General features: G+C 72.0%; 17 protein-coding genes. 5 read left to right on the top strand and 12 right to left on the bottom strand.

Going from position 1 to position 23,730, the window contains the following annotated elements; translation table 11 throughout:
• Positions 1–74 precede the first annotated feature (74 nt).
• Positions 75–1,049, top strand: coding sequence for a lytic polysaccharide monooxygenase auxiliary activity family 9 protein (locus ACYBSK_RS09960; protein WP_460245820.1), 975 nt, complete (start codon positions 75–77; stop codon positions 1,047–1,049).
• Between the two features lie 188 nt (positions 1,050–1,237).
• On the opposite strand, the gene ACYBSK_RS09955 is transcribed toward ACYBSK_RS09960, so the two are convergent.
• Both ACYBSK_RS09955 and ACYBSK_RS09950 read right to left on the bottom strand, forming a co-directional pair.
• A complete protein-coding gene (locus tag ACYBSK_RS09955; RefSeq protein WP_460245819.1) occupies positions 1,238–2,206 on the bottom strand; it encodes a DNA polymerase Y family protein in 969 nt (322 codons plus the stop codon).
• Positions 2,203–5,667 (bottom strand): DNA polymerase III subunit alpha, encoded by a 3,465-nt coding sequence (locus tag ACYBSK_RS09950; RefSeq protein WP_460245818.1) that lies wholly within the window; start codon positions 5,665–5,667, stop codon positions 2,203–2,205. Before ACYBSK_RS09950 ends, ACYBSK_RS09955 begins: the two co-directional genes overlap by 4 nt.
• Before the next feature lie 195 nt (positions 5,668–5,862).
• Here ACYBSK_RS09950 and ACYBSK_RS09945 point away from each other — a divergent pair, with 195 nt between their 5' ends.
• A complete protein-coding gene (locus tag ACYBSK_RS09945) occupies positions 5,863–6,933 on the top strand; it encodes a DUF3533 domain-containing protein (protein WP_457476522.1) in 1,071 nt (356 codons plus the stop codon).
• A gap of 112 nt (positions 6,934–7,045) precedes the next feature.
• Here the strand turns inward: ACYBSK_RS09945 and adhE are convergent, their stop codons facing one another.
• The 9 genes from adhE to ACYBSK_RS09900 all read right to left on the bottom strand — a co-directional run bounded on the left by adhE (position 7,046) and on the right by ACYBSK_RS09900 (position 18,603).
• Positions 7,046–9,655, bottom strand: coding sequence for a bifunctional acetaldehyde-CoA/alcohol dehydrogenase (adhE, locus tag ACYBSK_RS09940; protein ID WP_460245817.1), 2,610 nt, complete (start codon positions 9,653–9,655; stop codon positions 7,046–7,048).
• Between the two features lie 252 nt (positions 9,656–9,907).
• Entirely contained in the window at positions 9,908–10,990 is a 1,083-nt protein-coding gene (locus ACYBSK_RS09935; RefSeq protein ID WP_457476520.1) for a S1 family peptidase, read from the bottom strand.
• Positions 10,991–11,221: 231 nt separating this feature from the next.
• Positions 11,222–12,154 (bottom strand): slipin family protein, encoded by a 933-nt coding sequence (locus tag ACYBSK_RS09930; protein ID WP_457476519.1) that lies wholly within the window; start codon positions 12,152–12,154, stop codon positions 11,222–11,224.
• Positions 12,155–12,317: 163 nt separating this feature from the next.
• Positions 12,318–13,223: a S1 family peptidase gene (locus tag ACYBSK_RS09925; protein WP_457476518.1), complete on the bottom strand. Its 906-nt coding sequence runs from the start codon at positions 13,221–13,223 to the stop codon at positions 12,318–12,320.
• Positions 13,224–13,457: 234 nt separating this feature from the next.
• Positions 13,458–14,054: a GTP-binding protein gene (locus ACYBSK_RS09920; RefSeq protein WP_460245816.1), complete on the bottom strand. Its 597-nt coding sequence runs from the start codon at positions 14,052–14,054 to the stop codon at positions 13,458–13,460.
• Positions 14,038–14,424, bottom strand: a complete 387-nt coding sequence (locus ACYBSK_RS09915; RefSeq protein ID WP_460245815.1) for a DUF742 domain-containing protein — start codon at positions 14,422–14,424, stop codon at positions 14,038–14,040. Before ACYBSK_RS09915 ends, ACYBSK_RS09920 begins: the two co-directional genes overlap by 17 nt.
• Positions 14,421–14,849 carry a roadblock/LC7 domain-containing protein gene (locus tag ACYBSK_RS09910; protein WP_457476515.1) on the bottom strand — a complete coding sequence of 143 codons (429 nt, stop codon included), beginning with the start codon at positions 14,847–14,849 and terminating at the stop codon, positions 14,421–14,423. The genes ACYBSK_RS09915 and ACYBSK_RS09910 overlap by 4 nt, the downstream gene beginning before the upstream one ends.
• Positions 14,846–17,200: a sensor histidine kinase gene (locus tag ACYBSK_RS09905; RefSeq protein WP_460245814.1), complete on the bottom strand. Its 2,355-nt coding sequence runs from the start codon at positions 17,198–17,200 to the stop codon at positions 14,846–14,848. Before ACYBSK_RS09905 ends, ACYBSK_RS09910 begins: the two co-directional genes overlap by 4 nt.
• Before the next feature lie 194 nt (positions 17,201–17,394).
• Positions 17,395–18,603, bottom strand: a complete 1,209-nt coding sequence (locus tag ACYBSK_RS09900; protein WP_460245813.1) for a DUF5685 family protein — start codon at positions 18,601–18,603, stop codon at positions 17,395–17,397.
• A gap of 327 nt (positions 18,604–18,930) precedes the next feature.
• Between ACYBSK_RS09900 and ACYBSK_RS09895 the strand changes: the two genes are divergently transcribed.
• The gene (locus ACYBSK_RS09895; protein ID WP_457476512.1) at positions 18,931–19,380 is read left to right on the top strand and encodes a cell division protein SepF; all 450 of its coding nucleotides are present in this window, start codon (positions 18,931–18,933) and stop codon (positions 19,378–19,380) included.
• Positions 19,381–19,447: 67 nt separating this feature from the next.
• Here the strand turns inward: ACYBSK_RS09895 and ACYBSK_RS09890 are convergent, their stop codons facing one another.
• On the bottom strand, positions 19,448–21,070 hold the full coding sequence (locus ACYBSK_RS09890) for an MFS transporter (protein WP_460245812.1): 1,623 nt from the start codon (positions 21,068–21,070) through the stop codon (positions 19,448–19,450).
• A gap of 249 nt (positions 21,071–21,319) precedes the next feature.
• Here ACYBSK_RS09890 and ACYBSK_RS09885 point away from each other — a divergent pair, with 249 nt between their 5' ends.
• Positions 21,320–22,453 (top strand): hypothetical protein, encoded by a 1,134-nt coding sequence (locus ACYBSK_RS09885; RefSeq protein WP_460245811.1) that lies wholly within the window; start codon positions 21,320–21,322, stop codon positions 22,451–22,453.
• A 222-nt stretch (positions 22,454–22,675) separates the two neighbouring features.
• Positions 22,676–23,665: a phosphatase PAP2 family protein gene (locus ACYBSK_RS09880; RefSeq protein WP_460245810.1), complete on the top strand. Its 990-nt coding sequence runs from the start codon at positions 22,676–22,678 to the stop codon at positions 23,663–23,665.
• Positions 23,666–23,730 lie beyond the last annotated feature (65 nt).

Below are 23,730 nucleotides of genomic sequence, written 5' to 3'. Positions count from 1 at the left end.
GGGCCGATCGGCGCGTTTTTTCGGGCTAACTTCCTTGCCGCACCCCCCAATGCACTCGATCAAGGAGTACCCCCATGCCTGCAACGCGCCGCAAGATCGCCGCGCTCACCACGGTCGGCGCGATCCCCCTCGCCCTGACCGCCCTGTCCGCGAGCCCCGCCGCGGCACACGGCACGCTCGGCGATCCCGTCAGCCGGGTCGCCGCCTGTTACGCGGAGGGCGCCGAGAACCCGACGTCGGCGGCGTGCAAGGCGGCGGTCGCCGAGGGCGGCCCGCAGGCCCTGTACGACTGGAACGGCATCCGGGACGGCGAGGCGGCCGGCAAGCACCAGGAGAACATCCCGGACGGCAAGCTGTGCTCGGCGAACTCCGAGGAGTTCAAGGGCATGGACCTGGCGCGCGACGACTGGCCCGCGACGGAGGTCTCGGCGGGGTCGTACACCTTCAAGTACAAGGTGACGGCGCAGCACAAGGGCACCTTCAACCTCTACATGACGAAGCAGGGCTACGACGCGTCGAAGCCGCTGAAGTGGTCCGACCTGGACCTGGCGAACCCGGTGGCGACGAAGACGGATCCGGTGGCGGCGGACGGCTACTACACCTTCTCCGGCAAGCTTCCCGACCGTACGGGCCGTCAGCTGATCTACGGCATCTGGCAGCGGTCGGACAGCCCGGAGGCGTTCTACTCCTGCTCGGACGTGACGTACGGCGGTTCCTCCGCCGGTGCGGCCGCGGCGACGACCACGGCGGAGGAACCGTCGGACGAGCAGATCGCGGCGGACGCGGACAAGTCGACGGTGGATCACAGCGGGATGGACATGGGGGACGACGCGCACGCGTCCCACGAGTCGGCGGCGCCGGAGGCGTCGGCGGCGGGTGACGCCAACGCGCCTGCCGCGCAGGGGAGTTCGCAGAACCTCGCCGAGACGGGTGGGGACGCCACGACTCCGTACATCGCGATGGGCGGGGCGGCGGCGCTGGCCGTCGGCGCGGGGGGCCTCTTCCTCTCGATGCGCCGCCGCGCCACGACGGGCCGCCACGGCCGCTGATCCCTGCGGTCTGCCCTGCGGTCTGCCCTGCGGCGGTCGAGCCGATCAAGCCCCTGCGGTGGTCGAGCCCCCTCAAGCCCCTGCGGCGTTTGAGCAGCGGGGTCCGGGGCGGAGCCCCGGGGGTCGGCCCGGGAGCCGCCTGCTCAATCGCCGCAGGGGCTTGAGGGGGCCGCAGGGGCTGGGAGGGGTCAGGCCGCCGCAGGGTGGGCGGCTTGGGGGCCGAATTTGGTGCGGGCGCGGTCGACGGCGGCCTCGATACGCCGAGCCCGCTCATCCGCGGGATCGAACAGAAGCTGCCGCACCGCCTGCTCCGCCGGAACCAACCTCTCGGCCCGCACCGCGAAGGACCGCACCCGCGCCCGCTGCAACCCCAGCCGATCGTGGAGCTCGTACGCGAGCGCGGTCAGCGCCGGGGTGTGGGCGGACGCCTCCCGCAGCGTGCGGGTCCGCGTGGTCGTACTGCGGTCCGCGTACCGCACGCTGAGCGTGAGCACCCGCGCCGCCTGCCCCTCGGCCCGCAGCCGCAGCCCGAGCCGGTCGGTGAGCGAGAGCAGCGCGGCCCGCTGCCGGTCCCGGTCCAACTCGTCGTGCGGGAAGTCGTGTTCGACGCGGATGGAGCGGGCGGGCGCCTCGGGGACCACGGGCGTCGGGTCGAGGCCGCGGGCGGCGTCGTGCAGCTTGCGGCCCGCGGCGGCGCCGAGGATGCGTTGCAGGGTGCCGAGCGGCGCGGCGGCGATCTTCCCGACGCTGTCGAGGCCGTACGAGGACAGCGTCCGGGCGGTCGCGGGCCCCACCCCGTGCAGCGCGGCGGCGGGTTTGTGGGCGAGGAAGGCGGCGACCGCGTCGAGGTCGTCGGGGAGTTCGCGGACGGTCGAGGGCGGGCCGTCGACGGCGACCATGCGGGCCAGCATGGGGTTCGCGGCGACGCCGATGGTGGAGCGGAGCCCGTACAGGCCGCCGGTGCGGGCCCGGATCCGCTCGGCCAGGGCGGGCGCGTCCGTGCCGAAGTACCGCAGGCTGCCCGTGACGTCGGCGAGCGCGGCGTCCGGCGGCAGCGCCTGCACGAGGGGCGTGAACTCGGCGAGCAGCCCGAGCAGCCGCAGGTAGAGCTGCTCGTCCACGAGATCGTGGAAGTGGACGTACAGGACCTGTGTCATCCCGCGCTCCCCGGACTCTGGTGCCACAGCTTGCGGCTCTGCTTGACGGGTTCACCGGCCGGCTGGAGGTCCGCCCAGGGGTGCAGGTCGTAGCCGGTCTCCAGGCGGATGCTGCGGCCGTCCGCCGCGACGGCGGCGGGGGTGTGGGCCTCGGTGAGGCGTTCGGTCACCGCCGACAGGCCCCCGGCGCGGCGCAGTTCGGCGAGTTCGGTGAGGTCCCAGGCGGCGGAGCCGGTGACGGAGAGGGCCTTGCCGGTGCCGCCGCCGCGGCGCTGCACCACGCCTCGTACGAGGAGCAGCCAGGCGTGGAAGACGGTGTGGGCGGCCGCGTCGTGGCTGTCCTCGAAGAACGCGCAGTCGACGAGGCCCGAGGTGTCGTCGAGCGTCGTGAAGATGACGCGTTTGCCGGAGCGGATCGGCGGTGTCTGCACGGCGCCCTTGGCTCCGGCGACGAGGACGACCTGGCCGTGCGGGAGGTCCCGCAGCCGCCGCGCGTCGACGACTCCGAGTTCGTCGAGCAACTCGCGGTGGTCGCCGAGGAGATGGCGGGAGGTGTCCATGCCGAGCACGCCGAGTTCGGCGCCGAGGCGTTCGACGTCGTCGAGGTCGGGCAGCTGGGCGGGCGCGACCACGTCCGGAGCGGAGTCCGTCTCGCCGAGCGCCAACTGGCCCTGCGCGCCGCCTCGTTGCCCTTGGTGCAGTTCGGCGATGTGCAGCATGAGGTCGCGCCGGTTCTTCCCGAAGGCGTCCAGCGCGCCGACCTGGGCGAGGCGTTCGGCGACCGGCCGGGACGGACGGGCGCGGGAGACGAAGTCCTGGAGCGAGACGTAGGGGCGGCCCGCGACGATGCGTTCCGCCTCGGCCTCGCTCATGCCGCGCACGTCGTCGAGCGCAAGCCGGACACCGTGCACGAAACCGTCCCCTCCATCAGACACCAGTTCGATTCGATAGGCCGGGTCGGACGCGTTCACATCGAGCGGCAGCACCGGCACCCCCCACCGCCGCGCGTCCGCGAGCAGCAGCCGCTTCGGGTACATGCCGGGGTCGTGCGTGAGCAGCCCGGCGTAGAACGCGGCCGGGTGGTGCGCCTTCAGCCACGCCGACTGGTACGACGGCACGGCGAACGCGACCGCGTGCGCCTTGCAGAACCCGTACGCGCCGAACGCCTCGACGATCTCCCAGGTCCGCGTCACGACCTCCTCCTCGTATCCGCGCTCGCGGGCCCGCTGCGCGAACCAGGCGCGCACCCGGCCGAGTTGGTCCGCCTTCGACAGGGCCCGCCGCGTGTAGTCGCCGAAGGCGAGGCTGCACCCGGTCATGACGTTCAGGATCTTGATGATCTGCTCGTGGAAGACGACCACGCCGCACGTCTCCTCCAGCGCCTCCTTCAGGTCCGGATGCGGGTACGCGGGCGCCTGCTTGCCGTGCCGCGCCTTGATGAACGGGTCGACCATGTTGGCCGCGACGGGCCCGGGACGGAACAGCGAGATGTCCACGACCAGGTCGTGGAAGGTCTCGGGCTGGAGCCGCGCGAGCAGGTCGCGCTGGCCCGGCGACTCGGTCTGGAAGCAGCCCAGCGTCTGCGAGTTCTTGAAGAGCTGGTACGTCTTCGGGTCGCCCGGCGGCACCTGCGCCGGGTCGTCGAGGTCGATGCGGCGGCCGCTCACCCGCTCGACCTCCCGGACCGAGTGCGCCATCGCGGACTGCATCCGCACGCCGAGCACGTCGAGCTTGAGCAGCCCGAGGTCCTCCACGTCCTCCTTGTCGAACTGGGACATGGGGAAGCCCTCGGTGCTGGTCGGCACGACCGGGGTGCGCCGCAGCAGGGTGGTGTCGGAGAGCAGCACCCCGCACGGGTGCATGGCGATCCCGCGCGGCAGGGCGTCGAGCGCCTCGACGAGGTCCCACATCCGGCTGCCGCCGTACGTCTCGGGGTCGATGCCGCGCAGCTCCGGCAGTTCCTGGAGCGCGGCGCGGGCGTCGCGGGCGCGGATGTGCGGGAAGGACTTGGCGAGCCGGTCCACCTCGGCCGGCTCCAGACCGAGGGCGAGGCCCACGTCCCGTACGGCGTGCCGGACCCGGTAGGTCTCCGGCATGGACACGGTCGCCACCCGCTCGGGACCGAAGCGGTCCAGGATCGCCCGGTAGACCTCCAGGCGGCGGGCGGACTCCACGTCGATGTCGATGTCGGGCAGTTCCATGCGCTGCTCGGACAGGAAGCGCTCCATGAGCAGGTCGTGCTCGACCGGGTCGGCGGTGGCGATGCCGAGGAGGTGGTTGACGAGCGAGCCCGCGCCGGAGCCGCGCGCGGCGACCCGGATGCCCAGGTCCCGGGTGTCCTCGACGACCTGGGCGACGGTGAGGAAGTACGAGGCGTAACCCTGCCGTTCGATCAGGCGCAGCTCGTCCTCAAGCCGGTCCCAGTAGCGGCGCTTGTAGTCGTAGCGGCGGGCCAGCATCGCGGCGGCGGTGCGCGAGCGCAGCACCCGGTCGGGGGTGCGGCGGGCGGCGCCGACGAGGTCCGGTTCGGGGAAGTGGACGCGGCCGAGCCCCAGGTCGTCCTCGGGGTCGACGCGGCAGGCGGCGGCCGTGTCCTCGGTGACGGCGAGGAGGCGGCGCGCGGTGTTGGCGCCGTATCCGGCGGCCTCGGCCACCTTCAGGGCGATGTCGGCCATGTCCGTCGCGGGCTTGAGCCACCGTTCGCCGCTGTCGAGGGTGCCGCGCGGGTCGATGGGGACCAGGCGGCGCGCGGAGTCGAGGACGTCGGCGACCGGGCCCTGTCCGGCGTCGGCGTAGCGGGCGGCGTTGCTGAGGACGGGGAGGACGCCCTGGTCGGCGGCGAAGCCGAGGGCGCGGGCGGCGTGCCGCAGCGAGCCGGGTCCGGTGCCGCTCAGACCGTGGCTGACGACCTCGACGCGCAGCGCCTCGCTGCCGTACCGCTCCCGCCAGGGCGCGAGGAGCCGGGCCGCGCGGTCCGGGCGGCCCGCGGCGAGGGCGCGGCCGACGTCGGAGTCGGGGCCGAGCAGGACGAACACGGGGCCCGCGTCCAGGGCGTCCCAGGGCAGGAGTGGCCGGCGGTCGCCGCCCGCGTCGCGGTGCGCGGCGGTGACGAGCCGGCACAGCTCGGCCCAGCCGGCCGCGCCGTCCCGGGCGAGGAACACCGCGCGCTGCGCCGACTCGTCGACGAACGCGCCGCCCCTGGCCGGGGTGCGGCGCCGCTCGGTGCGCTCGGCCGCCTCGGCGGGCGCCGCGACGGCGAGGTCCACGCCGAACAGCGGCCGGATGCCCGCCCGGCCCGCGGCCTTGGCGAAGCGGACGGCGCCGCCGAGGGTGTCGCGGTCGGTCAGGGCGAGCGCGTCGAGGCCGCGCTCGGCGGCGCGCTCGGCGAGCGCGTCCGGGTGCGAGGCCCCGTACCGCAGGGAGAAGCCGGAGGCGGTGTGCAGATGCGTAAATCCCCGCATCCGAACCACCTCGCCACTACTCCCCCCTCTGCCTGAGCTGCCACACCAGCCCCATCAGGGCCGATGCCCTCACCGTAAACCATGTTCGAATATTTGTGCGAGCCGAAAGCGCCACCTTCGAACCCGCCGGTACGCCACCCACCCGTTCGGCCCTCCCCGACTGCACGAGCCGGGCCCGCGCCCGAGCGTTGAGGCATGAAGTTCGCCGAAGAGTTCAGAAACGCCGTCACACCGAGAGCCGCGCTCCTTGTCATCGGTGTCCTGGCTCTCCAGCTCCTGTTCATCACCTCGTACGTGGGGGCGCTGCACAACCCGAAGCCGAAGGACGTCGCGTTCGGCGTCGTCGCGCCGCAGCCCGCCGTGGCGAAGCAGACCGCGCAGCAGCTGAACAAGCTCCAGGGCTCCCCGCTCGACGCGCGGGTGGTCGAGGACGCCAAGACCGCGCGCGAGCAGGTCCTGAACCGGGACATCGACGGCGCCCTGGTGCTCAACACGAAGGGCACCCAGGACACCCTCTACGTCGCGTCCGGCGGCGGCACCGTCCTGGCGTCCTCGCTCCAGGGACTGGCCACCACGATCGACGCCGCGCAGCAGCGCACGGTGCGCACCGTCGACGTGGCGCCCGCCTCGTCCCAGGACTTCGACGGCCTCTCGGCCTTCTATCTCGTCGTCGGCTGGTGCGTCGGCGGCTATCTGTGCGCGTCGATCATGTCGATCAGTGCCGGGTCGAAGCCCGCGAGCCCGCAGCGCGCCGCCATCCGGCTCGGTTCGCTCGCCGTCTTCTCGATCGTGGGCGGCATCGGCGGCTCGCTGATCATCGGCGACGCGATCCTGGGCGCGCTGCCCGGCTCCTTCTGGGGGCTGGCCGGGCTCGGCGCGCTCATCACCTTCGCGGTCGGGGCGATCACCCTCGCCCTGGAGGAACTCACCGGCATCGTCGGCATCGGTCTCGCGGTGCTGATCATCGTCGTCGCGGGCAACCCGAGCGCGGGCGGCGCCTTCCCGCTGCCGATGCTGCCGCCGTTCTGGCAGGCGATCGGCCCCTGGCTGCCGCCGGGCGCGGGCACCTGGGCGGCCCGCTCCATCGCCTACTTCCAGGGCAACGACCTCACCCAGTCGCTGCTCGTGCTGTCGGCCTGGGCCGTGGCGGGTGTGCTGGTGACGCTGCTGGTGTCGGGCCTGCGCGAGAAGCGGCGGAGCGCGACGGCGCCGGCCGCCGAGCCCGCCACGGGCGGCGCCGGGTCCACCGCCGGCCCCTCCGCGTGAGCCTTCCGCACCGCTCTCCCCGCGGGCCGGTTCCTGGCACCGCAAGAGCCCGCCGAGGCGTGACGGGGGACACGACTCGGCGGGCTCGTTCAGGGGCCGCGGGGCGGCGGCGTTACGCGGTGGTTCCGTAGTACGCCTGGCGCATCAGCCGCTTCATGTCGTCGATCATCGGCATCCGCGGGTTGGCGGGCGCGCACTGGTCGGCGTAGGCGTTCATGGCCTGCTGCGGCAGGGCCTCCAGGAAGGCCGCCTCGTCGACGCCCTCCGCCTGGAAGGACGCCGGGATGCCGCACCGCTCGCGCAGTTCCTCGACGGCCCTGGCGTAGGACTCGACGCCCTCTTCCGGGGTGGCCGCGGGCAGGCCGAGCATCTTCGCGATGTCCTGGAGCCGCTCGGGCGCCCGGTACGTCTCGGCCTTCGGCCACGGCGTCGCCTTGTACGAGACGGTGCCGTTGTGCCGGATGACGTGCGGCAGCAGCAGCGCGTTGGTGCGGCCGTGGGCGACGTGGAAGGTGTTGCCGAGGGTGTGGGCCATGGCGTGGACGAGGCCGAGGAAGGCGTTGGCGAAGGCCATGCCCGCGATGGTGGAGGCGTTGTGCATCCTCTCGCGCGCCTCGGGGGCCTTCGCGCCGTCCTTCACGCAGGCTTCCAGGTTCTCGAAGATGAGCTTGATGGCCTGGAGGCACTGGCCGTCGGTGAAGTCGTTCGCGTAGACGGAGACGTACGCCTCGGTGGCGTGGGTCAGCGCGTCGAAGCCGGAGTCCGCCGTCACGGTCGGCGGCAGGTTCATCGGGAGCATCGGGTCGATGATCGCGACGTTCGGGGTGAGCGCGTAGTCGGCGAGCGGGTACTTCTGGGCGGCCTCGGGGTCGGAGATGACGGCGAAGGGGGTGACCTCGGAGCCGGTGCCGGACGTGGTGGGTATCGCGACGAGCTTCGCCTTCTCCCCCAGCCGCGGGAACGTGTAGGCCCGCTTGCGGATGTCGAAGAACTTCTCCTTGGTGTCCGCGAACTCGACCTCCGGGTGCTCGTACATCAGCCACATGATCTTCGCGGCGTCCATCGGTGAGCCGCCGCCGAGCGCGACGATGGTGTCGGGCCGGAAGTCCCGCATGGCGGCGGCGCCCGCCCGCACGGTGGCCAGCTCGGGGTTCGGCTCGACGTTGTCGATGACCTGCAACGTCACCGCGGTGGGGCGGGAGTTGAGGATGTCGGTGATCTTCCGTACGAAGCCGATGTCGCTCATCGTCCGGTCGGTGACGACGGTGACGCGGTGCACGTCGTCCATCTCGGCGAGGTACGTGACGGCGTTGCGCTCGAAGTAGATCTTCGGCGGGATCTTGTACCACTGCATGTTGGTGTTGCGCCGCCCGATCCGCTTGATGTTGACGAGGTTGACCGCGGAGACGTTGTTGGACACCGAGTTGTGGCCGTAGGAGCCGCAGCCCAGGGTCAGCGACGGGAGGAAGGAGTTGTAGACGTCGCCGATGCCGCCGAAGGTGGAGGGCGCGTTGACGATGACGCGGACCGCCTTGACGCGGCGGCCGAACCTCTCGGCAAGCGCCTCGTCCTCGGTGTGGATCGCGGCGGAGTGGCCGAGGCCGTTGAACTCGACCATGCGCGCGGCCAGTTCGAGGCCGTGCTCGGTGCCGTTCGCCTTGAGGGCGGCGAGGACCGGGGAGAGCTTCTCGCGGGTGAGCGGCTCGCCGGGGCCGACCTCGGCGCACTCGGCGACGAGGATCGAGGTGTCCTCGGGGACCTCGAAACCGGCCTGCCCGGCGATCCAGGTCGCGGGCTTTCCGACGACGGACGCGTTGAGCTTCGCGCCCGCGCAGTCGCTGCCGTGGGCGGTGGTGCCGAAGACGAACTCCTCCAGCTTGGCCTTCTCGGCGGCCGTCACCACGTGCGCCTTGAGGCGTTGCAGCTCGGCGATGCCGTCCTCGTAGATCTCCTCGTCGAGGATCACGGCCTGTTCGGAGGCGCAGATCATGCCGTTGTCGAAGGCCTTGGAGAGCACGATGTCGTGGATGGCGCGCTGGAGCTTGGCATCCTTGGCGACGTACGCGGGTACGTTGCCGGCGCCGACGCCGAGGGCGGGCTTGCCGCACGAGTAGGCGGCCTTGACCATGGCGTTTCCGCCGGTGGCGAGGATCGTGGAGACACCCTCGTGGTGCATGAGCAGCCCCGTCGCCTCCATGGAGGGCTCCTCGATCCACTGCACGCAGTGCGCGGGGGCACCGGCCTCGATCGCGGCGTCGCGCACGATCCGGGCGGCCTCGGCGGAGCACTTCTGGGCGCTGGGGTGGAAGGCGAAGACGATCGGGTTGCGGGTCTTCAGGGCGATCAGCGCCTTGAAGACGGTGGTCGAGGTCGGGTTGGTGACGGGGGTCATCGCGCAGATGACGCCGACCGGTTCGGCGATCTCGGTGATGCCGTTGATCTCGTCGCGGGAGACGACACCGGCCGTCTTCAGGCCGCGCATCGAGTTCACGACGTGCTCGCTCGCGAAGAGGTTCTTGACGGCCTTGTCCTCGAACAGGCCGCGGCCCGTCTCCTCGACGGCGGCCTTCGCCAGGTCACCGTGGTGGGCGAGCGCCGCGAGCGACGCCTTCTTGACGATGTGGTCGACCTGTTCCTGGTCGTAGGTCTCGAACGTCGCGAGCGCTTCGCGCGCTCCGGCGACCAGTTCGTCGATCGTCCCCTCGACACCCTCGACATCCACGGCAGGCTCCCTTTTTCACACCTTTTCGCTGATGCCTCAATTCCACACCTTTGCGCTCCGCCGAGGGGGCGGGGAACGTCCCTGGCCTGCGGGTCGAAGGTCCCCGCGCGCCCGGACCGCGCCTCCGCACCCCCTGTCCCACCTGCGGCGATCCACAGGGACCAAAGACCCTTGCGAGCTTGTGAAGATTTTCACAAGAAAATCGCGAAAAGGCCCCGCCCCCTTTTCGGGGGCGGGGCCGGACGGTTCAGGTCAGCCGATTTCCGTGCCCGTGGCGGAGAGCGCCTCCGTCACCGGCTGGAAGAACGTCTCGCCACCGGAGGTGCAGTCGCCGCTGCCGCCGGAGGTGAGGCCGATCGCCGAGTCGCCGGAGAAGAGGGAGCCGCCGCTGTCGCCGGGCTCGGCGCAGACATCGGTCTGGATGAGACCGTTGACGATGTCGCCGTTGCCGTAGTTCACGGTGGCGTCCAGGCCGGTCACCGTGCCGTCGTGCACCTGCGTGGTGGAGCCGGAGCGGGTCACGTTCATGCCGACGGTGGCGTCCGCGGCCTGCGTGATCTGCTGCGCGGAGCCGTCGTAGAGGTTGACCTCGCTCGGGTGGTCGACGTCCGCCGAGTACTTCACCAGGCCGTAGTCGTTGTCCGGGAAGCTGGAGTCGGCGTTGGTGCCGATCTCCTGGCCGCTGGAGTCGGTCCACGTGGAGATCGACTCGGTGCAGTGGCCCGCGGTGAGGAAGAACGGCTCGCCGCCCTTGACCACGTTGAAGCCGAGGGAACAGCGGCCGCCGCCACCGGTGATGGCGTCGCCGCCCGCGATGAAGGGCTTGAACTCACCCTGGGTGCGCTTGAGTTCGGCGGTTCCGCCGAGCTTCTCGACGACGCTCGTGAGCTGGTTCCAGTCGGCGCCCCCGACCGTGCGGTCGGCGGTGACGACGACCTTGTTGGTGGCGGGGTCGACGGCCCAGGAGGTGCCCGGGATGGTCGCGTCCTGCTTCAGGGTGGTCCGCGCGCTCTTCAGCTCGGCCAGGGAGTTCTCCACCACTCTGGCCCTCGCGCCGGCGGCCTGCGCCGTCTGCGCGGCGTCCTCGTTCAGGACGTTGACGACGAGCTGCTTGGCCTTGGCGTCGTAGTAGCTGCCCGCCGAGTCCGCGCCGAGGTCCTTCGTCAGGGACGAGGCGAGCGTTCCGGCCTTGGCGACCGAAAGCGTGTGGGGCACGAGCTCCGGGGTGTCGGTGCTGGCGTTCGCGGTCTGGAAGGTGATGCCCGCGGCGGCCAGGGCGAAGATTCCCGCTCCGGCCACGGCGACACGCCGCTTGGGTATGCGTCGGTGCTTCAACTCTCGTCCTCCTGTGGGGGGTTGGGATCCCGGATCGGGTGGGGCCGAAGCGGGTCCTTGAGGCTGACTGGGCCACTATCCCGACCGTCACAGGGGGCACACAAGGTCGACTTCTGGACGCGCGTTCGCAGACGTTCGCGCGCCCTTCACGCCGTGGTCACGCGCCCTGCGCCGCACGTCGGTCCCCATCGCAAACACGCCGTGCGCCCGCCGGTGGGCGGAGGGTGAGGTCTACTCCTGTCCGGTTTTCGCCGTTGCCCGGCCGTCGGCGACCACCGGTTCGGAGGCGTCCGCCGCCGCCTTCTCCTCGAACACCGGCGCGTTGCCGCGCGCCTCGGTCAGCCCCGGAACCGCCCCTTCGGCGAGTTGCGTGACGGCGGCCCGCGCGGCGTGCGCGGCGTCCCCGGGGGTGGCGCGCTCCAGGAAACGCAGCAGTTCGACGGGGAAGGGCAGCACCAGTGTGGAGTTCTTCTCGGCCGCGACCGCCACCACGGTCTGCAACAGGCGCAGTTGGAGCGCCGCGGGCTGGTCGGACATCACCCCGGCCGCCTCGGCGAGCTTCTTCGAGGCCTGCAACTCGGCGTCGGCGTTGATGACCCGGGCCCGGCGCTCGCGATCGGCCTCGGCCTGCCGCGCCATCGAACGCTTCATGGTCTCCGGCAGCGACACGTCCTTGATCTCGACGCGGTCGATCTGCACGCCCCAGCCCACGGCCGGGCTGTCGATCATCAGCTCCAGGCCCTGGTTGAGCTTCTCGCGGTTCGACAGCAGGTCGTCGAGGTCGCTCTTGCCGATGATGGAGCGCAGCGAGGTCTGCGCCATCTGCGAGACGGCGAACCGGTAGTCCTCGACCTGCACCACGGCCTCGGCCGCGTCGACCACCTTGAAGTAGATGACGGCGTCGACCCGCACCGTCACGTTGTCCCGCGTGATGCCGTCCTGCGCGGGCACCGGCATCGTCACGATCTGCATGTTGACCTTGTGGAGCCGGTCCACGAACGGCACGATCATCGTGAACCCCGGGCCGCGCACGGACTTGCTGAGCCGGCCGAGCCGGAACACCACCCCGCGCTCGTACTGCTTGACGACCCGCGCCGCCGACATCACGTAGACCGCTCCGGCGCAGGCGACGGTCACTCCCGCCGCCACCAGTTCCTCGACCATCTCACGGCCCCCCAGGGTCCGAAGTGGGCGCATCAGGCGTGTACTTCGACGGTAGCCCCGTCAGGGACGCATAGGGAGAGCCCCCGCCGGGCCGAAATGGCCGGACGGGGGCTCCCACTGCTGGCTGCGACCGCGGAACGTACCGCGTGGTGGTGCGCTCGGATCAGTAGACGCTCACGCCGTACGCGCTGAGCGCCTCGGTCACCGGCTGGAAGAACGTGGTGCCGCCGGAGGAGCAGTTGCCGCTGCCGCCGGAGGTGAGGCCGTAGGCGGTGGAGCCGCCGTAGAGCGGGCCGCCGGAGTCGCCGGGCTCGGCGCAGACCGTGGTCTGGATGAGGCCGGAGACGATGTCGCCGCCGCCGTAGTTCACGGTGGCGTTCAGGGCGGTGACCCGGCCGCTGTGGATGCCGGTGGTGGAACCGCGCCGGGTGACGGTGGTGCCGACGGACGGCGTGGCCGCGCGCGTGATGTCCACGCTGCCGACGGTGCCCGGAGGCGTGGAGACCCCGGTCGCGTACTTCACGATGCCGTAGTCGTTGCCCGGGAAGCTGGAACCGGAGGTGCTGCCGAGCGTCGCGGTGCGCGCGGAGTTGGACCACCACGTCCCGGCGCCGTCGGTGCAGTGACCGGCGGTCAGGAAGTAGTAGGCCCCCGCGCTGTTGCGGACGTTGAAGCCGAGCGAGCAGCGCCAGCTACTCGCATAGATGGCGTCGCCGCCGGAGGCCAGCTTCTTGAAGGTGCCCGCCGTGCGTTCGATCTTGAGGGCGCCCGCGGTGTCCCCGGCCTCCTTCCTGATCTTGTTGATCTCGGCCTGCGACACCGTGCTGTCCACGGTGACGAGAACCTGTTTGGTCTTGCTGTCGACGGCCCATGCGGTGCCGGCGACATCGGCGGAGCGCACCGCGTCACGGGTCTGCGTGAGTTCGGAGGCGCTGAACGTGCTCGATGTGTCGGACGCGCTCGCGGAGGGGATCGCGAAGGCTGCCGCGGCGACGAGACCGGAGCCCACGGCGATCAGCCGGACCGATCTGCCTCTGCCGGTGCGGGGGGTGCTGCGCTTGTTCCTCACTGCTCGTTCCTCCCGTAGGGAAGTCGGGGGCCCTCGTAGGGGTAGGGCCCGTGAGGCGCAGTCAGGAGCAGGGCGGGAGTCCGGATTCCGAACACGCCGTGTTCCTGACAATCGCTGACCGGAGTATTGGGCTCTTCAACTTGCGTGCACAAGAGCGCCTTTCAGACTTCCCCCGTCTCTTCACGAACGCCCCCGCCCCGCCGGAGGAGGTGCGGGGCGGGGGCGTCGTCCGGGTCACCGGGACAGCGCCGGCACCCGTCTCGGCCGGGTGCGCACCCCGATCACCTGGTCCATCAGCGCGCCGAGCACATCCCGTACGGAGGCCCGGCCGCGCGCGTCGCACTCGACGACCGGTACCTCGTCACTGATGCCCAACGCCTCACGGATTTCAGCCAGTTCGAAGCGTTCGGCGCCCTCGAAACGGTTCACGGCGAGCACGAAGGGCGCGCCGTGCGCCTCGAAGTAGTCGAGCGCCGGGAAGCAGTCCTCGATGCGCCGCGTGTCGACGAGCACCACGGTGCCGAGCGCGCCCTCCACCAGGTCGTCCCAGAGGAACGAGAACCGGTCCTGCCCCGGCGTGCCGAACAGGTACAGCGCGAGCGCCGGATCGAGCGTGATCCGCCCGAAGTCGAGGGCCACGGTGGTCGTGGTCTTGTCCGCCACCCCGTCGAGCGAGTCGACGCCCACGGAGACCTGGGTGATCGAGGCCTCCGTGTCCAGCGGCTCGATCTCCGAGACGGCCCCGATGAACGTGGTCTTGCCGACGCCGAGCCCTCCGCTGACCACGATCTTCACGGCCAGCGGGGCGATGCGTTCAGAGCGCCCTGACATGGTCCCTGATCCTTTCGAGGGTGTGGAGCGGCAGCTCCGCGGGTTGCGAACACGACAGTCGGCCACCGACGACGAGGTCGGAGACGAGCACCTTGGCGACGCCGAGCGGGACGCCCACCGCCTCCGCGATGTGCGCGACGGTCGTGGGTTCCTGACACAGCGTCACAATGCGCTGGTGCTCGAACGCGAGCGGCGCGGCCCCCTCCGCCGCGTCGACCGCGACGACCAGGGTCTCCAGGCGCAGATCGGCCTGGGCGGGCACGGCGCGCCCGCCGGTGATGATGAAGGGCCGCACGAACTGCCCGTCGTCCACCGCCCCCTGGTCCTGCTCCCTCTGCTCCTGCTCCTGCTCCTGCGGCTGTCCACTCATCGCGGCAGCGTCCCCCGCAGGTCGGCGATGAGCGTCGGCGTCAGGAGGTCCCCGGCGCGCTCGGCGAGCACCGCCATCTCGTAGCCCACGAGGCCGAGTTCACCGCTGCTGTCGGCGAGCACGCCGAGGCAGCTGCCGTCGCGGATCGACGAGACGAGCAGGAAGCCGCGCCCCATCTCGATCATGATGAGCTTCACGCCGTCGAAGCTGTACCGCTTCGAGGCACTGCGGGCGAGGCTGGACAGGCCCGAGACGATGGCGGCGAGGCGGTCCGCCTCGGTGCGGTCGAGCCCGTCCGACACCGCGATGAGCAGCCCGTCGGAGGAGACGGCGACGGCGTCGCGGACGCCGTCGGTGCCGCGGACGAAGTTGGCCAGCAGCCAGTTGAAGGTCTGCGAGTCGCCCCGCGCGTCGACGGTGGTCACTTGGTGTCGCCCTGCCCTTCGGCGCCGTCCCCGGCCCCGGTCGTCTCCTGTGCGCCGCTCGTCCTGCCGGTGGCGGCGCGCTCCTTCTCGACGCTGATGGCTCCGCGCATGTGCGCGCTGCGCAGGCCCGACAGCATCCCGGACACCCCCTCGGGGGTGCGCTCGGCAGCGGGTTCCCCGGGCGCGGGCCGGGAGGGCGGCGCGGTCTCGTGCACCGCCTTCGAGATGGCGCTGCGCTGCGGCCGCTTGACGAGTCCGTTGCGGGTACGGGAGGCCGAGGACGGCGAACCCGCGTGCGCGCTGCGGGACTTGGGGGCGGCGCCCGCCTCCGCCAGTGGCCGCTGCTCCGTGCGCGGAACGGGCAGCTTCGGCGCCGCCACGGACTTCGGCGCGGGCTCCGCGCAGGGTCCCCGCACGGACTCCCCGGGCCTCTCCGCCGTCGCCCCGGCCTCCGTCAGCAGCCCCGCGGGCACCAGGACCCGGGCCACGACACCGGCGGCGGGCGCCTCCCCGAGCCGCACCTCGATGCCGCACTTGCGGGCGAGGGCGCCGACCACGAAGTGGCCGAGGAAGCGGGTGGGTTCGGCCATGAAGCTGGCGTTGCCCGAAAGCCGTACGTTGGCCTCGGCGAGGGAGGTGGTGTCCATGCCGAGCCCGTGGTCGACGATGGCGACGAGATAGCCCTCGCTGGTGCGCCGCCCCTCGATCTCGACGTCGGAGTCGGGCGGCGAGAAGCTGAGCGCGTTCTCCACCAACTCGGCCAGCAGGTGCGAGAGTTCGGCGACGACCGAGCCGGAGACCTGGGCGGGTTCGACGCGTCGCAGCGTGACCCGCCGGTACTCCTCGACCTCGGACAGCGAGGCCCGCAGCACGTCCGTGACGGACAGCGGCGTCGACCAGGTGCGCGGGCTCGACTCCCCCGCGAGCACGAGCAGCGATTCGGCGTTGCGGCGCATCCGGGTGGCCAGGTGGTCGAGCTCGAAGAGGTTGGCGAGGGTGTCGGGGTCGGCGTCCTGGTGCTCCAGCTTGTTGATGAAGCCGATCTGGCGGCGTACCAGGTTCTGGTTCCGGCGCCCGAGGCTGACCAGCGACTCGGTGGCGTTGCGGCGCAGCACGGCCTGCTCGGTGGCGAGGTCGAAGGCGGCGCTCTGCACCCGGTCGAAGGCCTCGGCCACCTCCCGCACCTCGGCGCCCGCGCGGGCGTCGAGGACGAGCGGGGCGGGCGGCTGCGGCGGGGTGTCACCGGCCGCCTGCACCGCGGCGACGGCCCGCGGCAGCCGCACCCCGGCCGTCTCGCGGGCCTGCTGGGCGAGTCCGGTGAGCGGCGCGGAGACGGAGCGTACGCAGTCGTGGGCGAGGGCGCCGAGGGCGGCGACGACGCCGAGCGCGAGGAGGACGAAGAGCAGCAGGTCGCGCTGGGCCGAGGCCTCCAGCTGCGCGGCGCGGTCCTCGACGTCGGCCGCGATGGAGACCTGTACGTCGCGCAGCCCGTCGATGGTCGACGTCATGGTGTCCCACCAGGCCGAGGGCGGTACGTCACGGGGGCCGATCTTGCCCGCGCCCCGCACGGCGGCCGCCTCGTAGCCGAGGGCGCGTTCGGCGTCGGGGGTGGCGAGCGCCGCGTCCAGCCGGCGTTCCTGCGCGGCGGTCGCGGTGCGCGGGAAGGTGTCGAGGGCGGCGAGGCGGCCGGAGCGGATCTCCATGAACGTGGGGTAGTCGTCGCCGCGGAAGTGCCCGCCGGCCCGTACCGAGCCGAGCACGATGGCCCGCTCCTGGCCCATGAACTCCTTGGCCGAGCCGAGGACCTGGAGCGACTGGTAGGCGTCGCGCAGCGGGCCGTCCGCCACGTCGTCGAGGCCGCGGCCGAGTTTCACCAGTTCGGCGATGGTGCGGGTGAAGTAGTCGAAGGTGGGCCCCACCCGCCCGGAGCCGTCGTCCGCGTCCTCGCGGATGCCGGGGAGCGAGTCGAGCCGCCCGAGCGCGTCCCGCACGGCCGGGGTGGTGCCCCGCGCGTCGTACGCGTTCTGGAGGGCGCGGCGCGCGCCGTCGGTGGCCTTGCGCTGGGCGGGCAGCTTGGCGCTGAACTGCCGTACGCCGCCGACGTATCCGGTGGTGAGGCCGCGTTCCTTCTGCAACTGGTGGACGAGCCCCTGGAGGGTGACCTCCAGGCGGGCGTCGGCCGCGGTCGCGGAGGCGGTGCGGTAGCCGGAGATCCGCTCGGCCACGGAGAAACCAAGAAGCGCGAGGAGGACGGTCAGGGCGAGGGCCAGGATGCGCAGCAGCCGGGTGCGGATGGTTCTGGGTCGGGAGGTGGCGGTGACGGAGGCCGTCACCGACGAGACGAGGTCCACTGAATTGCCTTATGGAGGGGGCTTGTTGACGGTGCGGAAACGGTGCTTCCGCGCCGGGCCAACGAGCCCTCAAAGACCCCGGTCACCGGATCAGATGATGGTTTTACGCCCCCGAAACAGCCGCGCCGCAGGCGCCCAGGTGGCCCCGCGTCACCCGTTCGGGGCGCCCCGGGCCCGTATACAGGGCCAGTGCCTCACAACCCGCAGTCGCAGCAGTCACAACAGTCGCAGCAGTCGGGACCGTCGCACTTGTGGCAGCAGCCCTCGCGCTTCTTCCGGGACCAGGGCCCCTCGTACTCCTCGGCGCAGCACACCTTGCAGGTGCAGCACAGACCGACCGCGACGACGCAGCCGGCGAGCAGCCCCCGCCGCGGCTTCGGCGACTTCCCGAAGAAGTCCCCGCCGCCGGAGCCCCCGGACCCACCGGACCCGCCCGAGCCTCCGGACCCGCCGGACCCGCCCGGTCCCCCGGCGCCGCCGACGTAGGACTCCTCGCTCCCGTGCACGTGCCCGTGGCCGTGGCCGTGCGCGGATACCTGGGCGTGCGGGTCGGTGCCGAACGCCCGGTCCACCGAGCGCCCCAGCTCGTGCGCGAGCAGTACGTGCGCGAGTTTGCCGTCCACGAAGTCGACGTCGCGCAGCGCGAGCCGGATGCCGTGCAGCGCGTCGTCCGCGAGGCGCCGCGCCTCGCCGAGCGTGGCGCCCGTCGCCACCAGCGGGTTCCAGGCGCCGGCCGCGACATCGGCCTCCCGGTCCTCCACCGCGTCCAGCAGGTGCGCGAGCCGCCCGAACAACCGGCCCGCCTCGGCGAGCGGCTCCGCGTTGCCCGGCCGCCCGGCGAGCGTCGCGGTGTGCGCGAACGCGGCGGCGGTCGCGGTCTCGGTCGGCTCGGTCACGGCGAGCAGGGAGGTGCCGGGCCCGGCCAGCGCCTCGACACCGGCCTGCCGTTCGACGGCGTCGACCAGGACCGCCGTGTCGAACCCGACGTCGGATCCGGTGCGCGCCCCGGCCCGCGTCCAGCTCGCGGCGACCTTCCGCGCGGCCACCGCGACGGGGCCGCGCGCGAACAGGCCGTCCCGGTCGTCGACGTGGTCGCGCACCTTCGCCGAGGCGAGCACCAGGGAGACGGCGGCGGCCAGCCGCGCGCCCTCGCCCTGTGCGACGGACGCGCCGCGCATGCCGCGCAGCGGACAGGGCCCGGCCTGCCGCCGCCAGTCACCGGAGCGCTCGCTCTGAACCTCCGTCAGAACCGAGACCAGCAAACCGTCGTAGTTGGTGACGATCCGGGCGAACTGCCCGTGGTCGCCGCGCAGCGCCAGACAGAGCCCGCAGAGGTGGGCCGTCCACTGGGTCCTGAGGCCCTCGCCGAGCCGATGCGAACAGGGTCGAACCATGCCGAACAAGAAGACTCCCCCGTACTTCGGATGACGGCCCGTCAACTCGGCCGTACGTCACGGCATCGTATCGACCTCGTCCGTGGCGCTCTCGTTCACCCGTACGCACTGAAGGTCACCCATACGCCGCGAAGAATCATATTTCACTCACCATCAGCAGCCGTATCCCGCGAAACCCTTGGGAATTCGGGTTCAACCCGGGCCAGACTGTGCACCAGTACCGTCACGAAACCCCCGCGCGGCGGCTATCCCCTTGGCGTCCCGTCTGCATCATGGACGAACATTGGGATGCACGACATGCGGAACGCAGTGGAACCGCTGTGAGAGGAGGCGTCCATGGGATCGGTGCGCAAGGCGAGTGCCTGGCTTGGCCTCGTCGACGACAACGATGACGAGCGTTACTACGACGACGACTACGACGAGGGGCCCGAGCCCGCGGCCGCCGGCGACGCGGCGTGGGTCACGGACCCGCGGGTGAAGGTCGCCTCCGAGGAGGCCCAGGAGAAGGGCCGCCGGATCGGCACCGTGACGCCCGACAGCTTCCGGGACGCGCGGCGCATCGGCGAGATGTTCCGGGACGGCGTCCCGGTCATCATGAACCTCACGTCGATGGAGGCCGCCGACGCCAAGCGCGTGGTGGACTTCGCGGCCGGCCTGATCTTCGGGCTGCGCGGTTCGATCGACCGGGTCGCCACCCGGGTGTTCCTGCTGAGCCCCGCGGACACGCAGATCGTCTCGGGCCGTGACGCCAAGGAACCGACCGACGGATTCTTCAACCAGAGCTGAGCGGTCCCGATCAAGCCCCTGCGGCGATCGAGCAGCGGGGTCCGGGGGCAGTCCGCCGGACCGTACGTCACACGGCCGAGGAGTTGGCCGGTGACGAAGCCCGCCGCGGCGCCGCCACCTCCGCGTCGTCCGCCGCGGGCGCCTCGCACTCCATCCGCCGCGGCAGCCGCAGCGCGGCGAGCGCCCCCAGGAACAGCAGCGCCGCACTGACCACCAGCGTGACGTGCAGACCGTGCACGAAGGCGCCCCGCGCGGCGGACCGCAGCGCGTCCCCCGCCGCGCCCCCGAGCCGCGCGGCGATCTGGTAGGCCTCCCCCAGCGAGTGACCCGCCGCGGTCGACGTCCCGGCGGACACCCCCGGCACATCGCCCAGGCCCGGCGCGTACGCCGCGTTCATCACGGAGCCGAGCAGCGCGATACCCATGCCCGCGCCCAGCTGGTACGAGGTCTCGCCGATCGCGGCCGCGCCGCCCGCGTCGTCCGCGGGCGCCTCCGTGAGCATCGACTCGTAGGCCCCGAACAGCGTGGTCTGGAAGCCGAAGCCGAGCAGGACGAAGCCGAAGCCGAGCAGCCACGGCTTGTCCTGCTCGCCCATCGCGCAGAGCATCAGCACGGCGCAGGCGGTGAGGGCGAAGCCGGAGGACACCATGGCGCGCGGCCCGAAGCGGCGCAGGTTCGCCGAGCCCAGGACACCGGCGGCCATCGCGGCGAAGGTCAGCGGCAGCATCCGCAGGCCGGTCTCCAGCGGGCTGAGGTCGAGCACGAGCTGGAGGTACTGGACCGCGATCAGCTCCAGGCCGACGAGGGCGAGCATCGCGATGACGATGCAGCCGACGGACGTGGAGAACGCGGCCCGCGAGAACAGCCGCATGTCGATGAGCGGGTGCTCGCGGCGGCGCTGGCGGCGCACGAAGAGGACGAGCAGGGCGACGCCGACGAGGAACGGCAGGACCGCCTCGGCGTCGAGCAGGTCGCGCTTGGTGCCGAGTTCCTTGATGCCGTAGACGACACCGAGCACGCCGAGCGCCGCGAGCAGCGCACCGAACAGGTCCCACGGTCCGTCGCTGCGCCCCTTCGACTCGGGCACGAGGACCCGGCACAGCGGCAGCATGATCGCCATCAGCGGGATGTTGATGAGGAAGACCGAGCCCCACCAGAAGTGCTCGACGAGGAAGCCGCCGAGGACGGGGCCGGTGGCGGCGCCGACCGCGGCGACCGCGGTCCACACGCCGATGGCGACGGCCCGCTCGTGCCGGTCGGGGAAGACGTCGCGCAGGATCGAGAGCGTCGCGGGCATGATCATCGCGCCGCCGATGCCGAGGATCGCGCGGGCCGCGATGAGGACCTGCGCGGTGTCGGAGACCACGGCGAGCGCGGAGGCCGCGCCGAACAGGCCGTAGCCGAGCAGCAGGATCCTTCTGCGGCCGACCCGGTCGCCGAGCGTGCCGAACAGGATCAGCAGCGAGGCGCACACCAAGGGGTACGCGTCACCGATCCACAGGAGCTCCACGGAGGTGGGCTTGAGGTCCTCGGTGACGGCGGGCAGCGCGACGTAGAGGATGGTCGAGTCGAGGGCGACGAGGAGGAGGCTTGTGCACAGGACGACGAGGACGACCCAGCGGTGGGGACGGGCACCCCGTGCGGCCAGGCGTCCCAGCGGGCGCCCGGAGGCCGTGTTCGTCCCGGACATGTGCGTACCTCCCAATGGTCCTCGCGTTCGGCGGATCCGAGGACTGGGGCTGCCCTCGGTCTCCGGCTCGGGAGGAGCGGTCTCCCGGCCCCGCGGCGAAAAGGCGAGTGAGCCGTCAGCGTACGCGAGTTCTCGCCAATGACACGTGGCGGACCTCTCAAGGCAGCCAGGACCGGGTGTGGCGTACACCACTCCGGGGACAGGGGCCTGTTGATGGGGCGGGTGGGGCGGATGCCGATAATCGGGGCCGTGACGGACGTGGACCAACGACATCGACCCTCGCCGCGGCGGGCCGCTCCCGCCCTGCTCTGGTACGCGGCGGTGCGGGCGCTCGGCCTGCTCGTGCTCACGGTGTGGAGCGCGGCGAACGGCAAGAGCGCGCACACGCTGCTCTCGGCTCGCTGGGACTCGCTCTGGTACACGCGGATCGCCGAACACGGCTACGGCTGGTCGGTGACGCTGCCCGACGGGACGGTCCACTCGAACCTCGCGTTCTTTCCGCTGCTGCCCTGGCTCGAACGTGCCGGCGCGGCGGTCGGCCCCTGGTCGTACGCGGACGCGGGTCTCGCGGTGAGCGCGCTCGCCTCGCTCGCGGCGGCGTGGGGGATCTTCGCCGTGGGCGACCTGCTGCACGGCAGACGCGCGGGGATCTGCCTGGCCGTGCTGTGGGGCGCGCTGCCCATCGGGATCGTGACGTCGATGGCGTACAGCGAGGCGCTGTTCACGGCGCTCGCGGCCTGGGGCCTGTACGCGGTCCTGCGCCGGCACTGGGTGAGCGCGGGGCTGCTCGCCGCGCTCGCGGGGCTGACCCGGCCGATCGGCGCGGCCGTCGTCGCGGCGGTGTGGGTGGCGGCGGCGCTGTGGATCGCGCGGGAGCGGCGGGTTCCGTGGCGGCTGGTGCTCGGGGTGGTGCTGGCGCCGGTGGGCGCGGCGGCGTACGTGCTGTGGGTCGGGCGGCGCTTTGGCGGCGGGCTGTTCGGCTACCTCGACGTGCAGGCGCAGTGGGGCAACGGCTTCGACGGGGGCGTGGCCTTCGCCCGGTTCGTCGCCGACAAGTTCACGTCACCGCTGGGCGCGCTCGCGGGGGCCGGGCTGATCGTCGGCGTCGCTCTGGTGGTCTGGCTCTACGTGGCCGGGGTGCGGCAGCGGCAGCCGGTGCCGGTGCTCGTCTACACGGGCGTCATCGTCGTGCTCGCGCTGTGCGCCTCGGGGTACTTCGGCTCGAAGCCGCGGCTGCTGCTGCCCGCGTTCCCGTTGCTGCTGCCGGTCGCGGTGGCGCTGGCGCGGTGGCGACCGGGCAGGTCGGCGTGGGTGCTCGGCGGTCTCGCAGTGTTGTCGGCCGTCTACGGAGCGTTCTGGCTGAACGGGTCGGGCCCGCCGTGAGCGGTGAGTGAACGGCCAATTCCGCACGGGCACCAGGTGAACGCATTCATAAGCGCCGTATAACCGCCGCGGATAAAGATCTCTTAATTCAGGAATCTTTCCTTCCGAGTGGCCGAAATACCCGGGACAATGGGCCACCTGAGATCAATCCCACATCACATCGTCATCACAAAGCCCCTGTTCCGTCCGGCTCCACGGCGCGTTCCCTGTAGCGTCGATTGAGTGCGTACCGAACGAAACCTGACCCGCCGGCTGGAGCGGGTCTTCGCCAGGCTCGACCGCGAGCCCGAACGGCCGACCCATGTGGACATCCCCCACATGAGCCGGCACCGGGTCGTGCTCTTCGGCCTGACCCTGTCCTTCTACCTCACGATCGTGGTGGCGGTGCTCACCACCTCGTGGCTGGTCGCGGTCGACTGGCAGGTCATGTTCTTCCGGCCGTACCAGCAGTGGCCGGACATCCACGCCTTCCTCGACTACTGGGTCGTCCTCGGCCAGCGCGGTCCGACGGCCGTGATGGTGATGTCGTGGCTGGGCTGGCGGTCCTGGCGGCAGCACACGCTGCGCCCGCTGCTGATGTTCGGCACCGCGCTGCTGCTGCTCAACGTGACGGTGGGCGCCGCCAAGTACGGCATGGGCCGCGCCGGTCCGCACTACGCGACCACCATCGGCGCCAGCGAGATGTGGCAGGGCGGCGACATATTTCCTTCGGGCCACACGGCGAACGCGGTGGTGACCTGGGGCATCCTCGCCTATCTGGCCTCCACGCCGAGGGCCCGGCGCTGGCTGTCCGCGGTCTCCGCGGTGATCTCCCTGAGCGTCGGCCTGACCACGGTCTATCTCGGTACGCACTGGCTGAGCGACGTCCTGCTCGGCTGGGCCGCGGGTCTGCTCATCCTGCTCGCGCTGCCCTGGTTCGAGCCGCTGGTGACGCGCGCGGAGGCGGTGATCCTCGCGTTCCGCGACCGCTGGCGCAGCCGCCTCTTCGGGGCCGGGCTGCCGCGCCCCGAAGCCGATCCGGTGCCGGTCGCGGCGGCCTCCCCGGCCCACACGCGCGAGTCCGCCGGCGCCAACCGGCCGAGCCGCCAGCTGCTCCCCCAGGGCCCGCACACCCCGCGCGGGGAGCGCACCCCGGCCACTCCGGCGGGCAGCCGCCGCCCGGCCACGGAGAGACTCACGCGCGGGACCCCGTCCACCAGGACGGCGCCCTAGCGCGGCCACGAACGGCGGGGCCCGGTACGCACAACCAGCCCCGCACCCACGAAGGCCCCCGAACC

It is taken from the genome of Streptomyces sp. BYX5S, from assembly GCF_054724165.1.
This window is presented reverse-complemented; position numbering and strand designations above follow the sequence as displayed.

Excerpts from the sequence above, each read along its gene's own strand:
- ACYBSK_RS09960 (WP_460245820.1), top strand. The coding sequence starts at position 75 with ATGCCTGCAACGCGCCGCAAGATCGCCGCGCTCACCACGGTCGGCGCG.
- ACYBSK_RS09955 (WP_460245819.1), bottom strand. The coding sequence starts at position 2,206 with ATGACACAGGTCCTGTACGTCCACTTCCACGATCTCGTGGACGAGCAG.
- ACYBSK_RS09950 (WP_460245818.1), bottom strand. The coding sequence starts at position 5,667 with ATGCGGGGATTTACGCATCTGCACACCGCCTCCGGCTTCTCCCTGCGG.
- ACYBSK_RS09945 (WP_457476522.1), top strand. The coding sequence starts at position 5,863 with ATGAAGTTCGCCGAAGAGTTCAGAAACGCCGTCACACCGAGAGCCGCG.
- ACYBSK_RS09930 (WP_457476519.1), bottom strand. The coding sequence starts at position 12,154 with ATGGTCGAGGAACTGGTGGCGGCGGGAGTGACCGTCGCCTGCGCCGGA.
- ACYBSK_RS09920 (WP_460245816.1), bottom strand. The coding sequence starts at position 14,054 with ATGTCAGGGCGCTCTGAACGCATCGCCCCGCTGGCCGTGAAGATCGTG.
- ACYBSK_RS09915 (WP_460245815.1), bottom strand. The coding sequence starts at position 14,424 with ATGAGTGGACAGCCGCAGGAGCAGGAGCAGGAGCAGAGGGAGCAGGAC.
- ACYBSK_RS09895 (WP_457476512.1), top strand. The coding sequence starts at position 18,931 with ATGGGATCGGTGCGCAAGGCGAGTGCCTGGCTTGGCCTCGTCGACGAC.
- ACYBSK_RS09890 (WP_460245812.1), bottom strand. The coding sequence starts at position 21,070 with ATGTCCGGGACGAACACGGCCTCCGGGCGCCCGCTGGGACGCCTGGCC.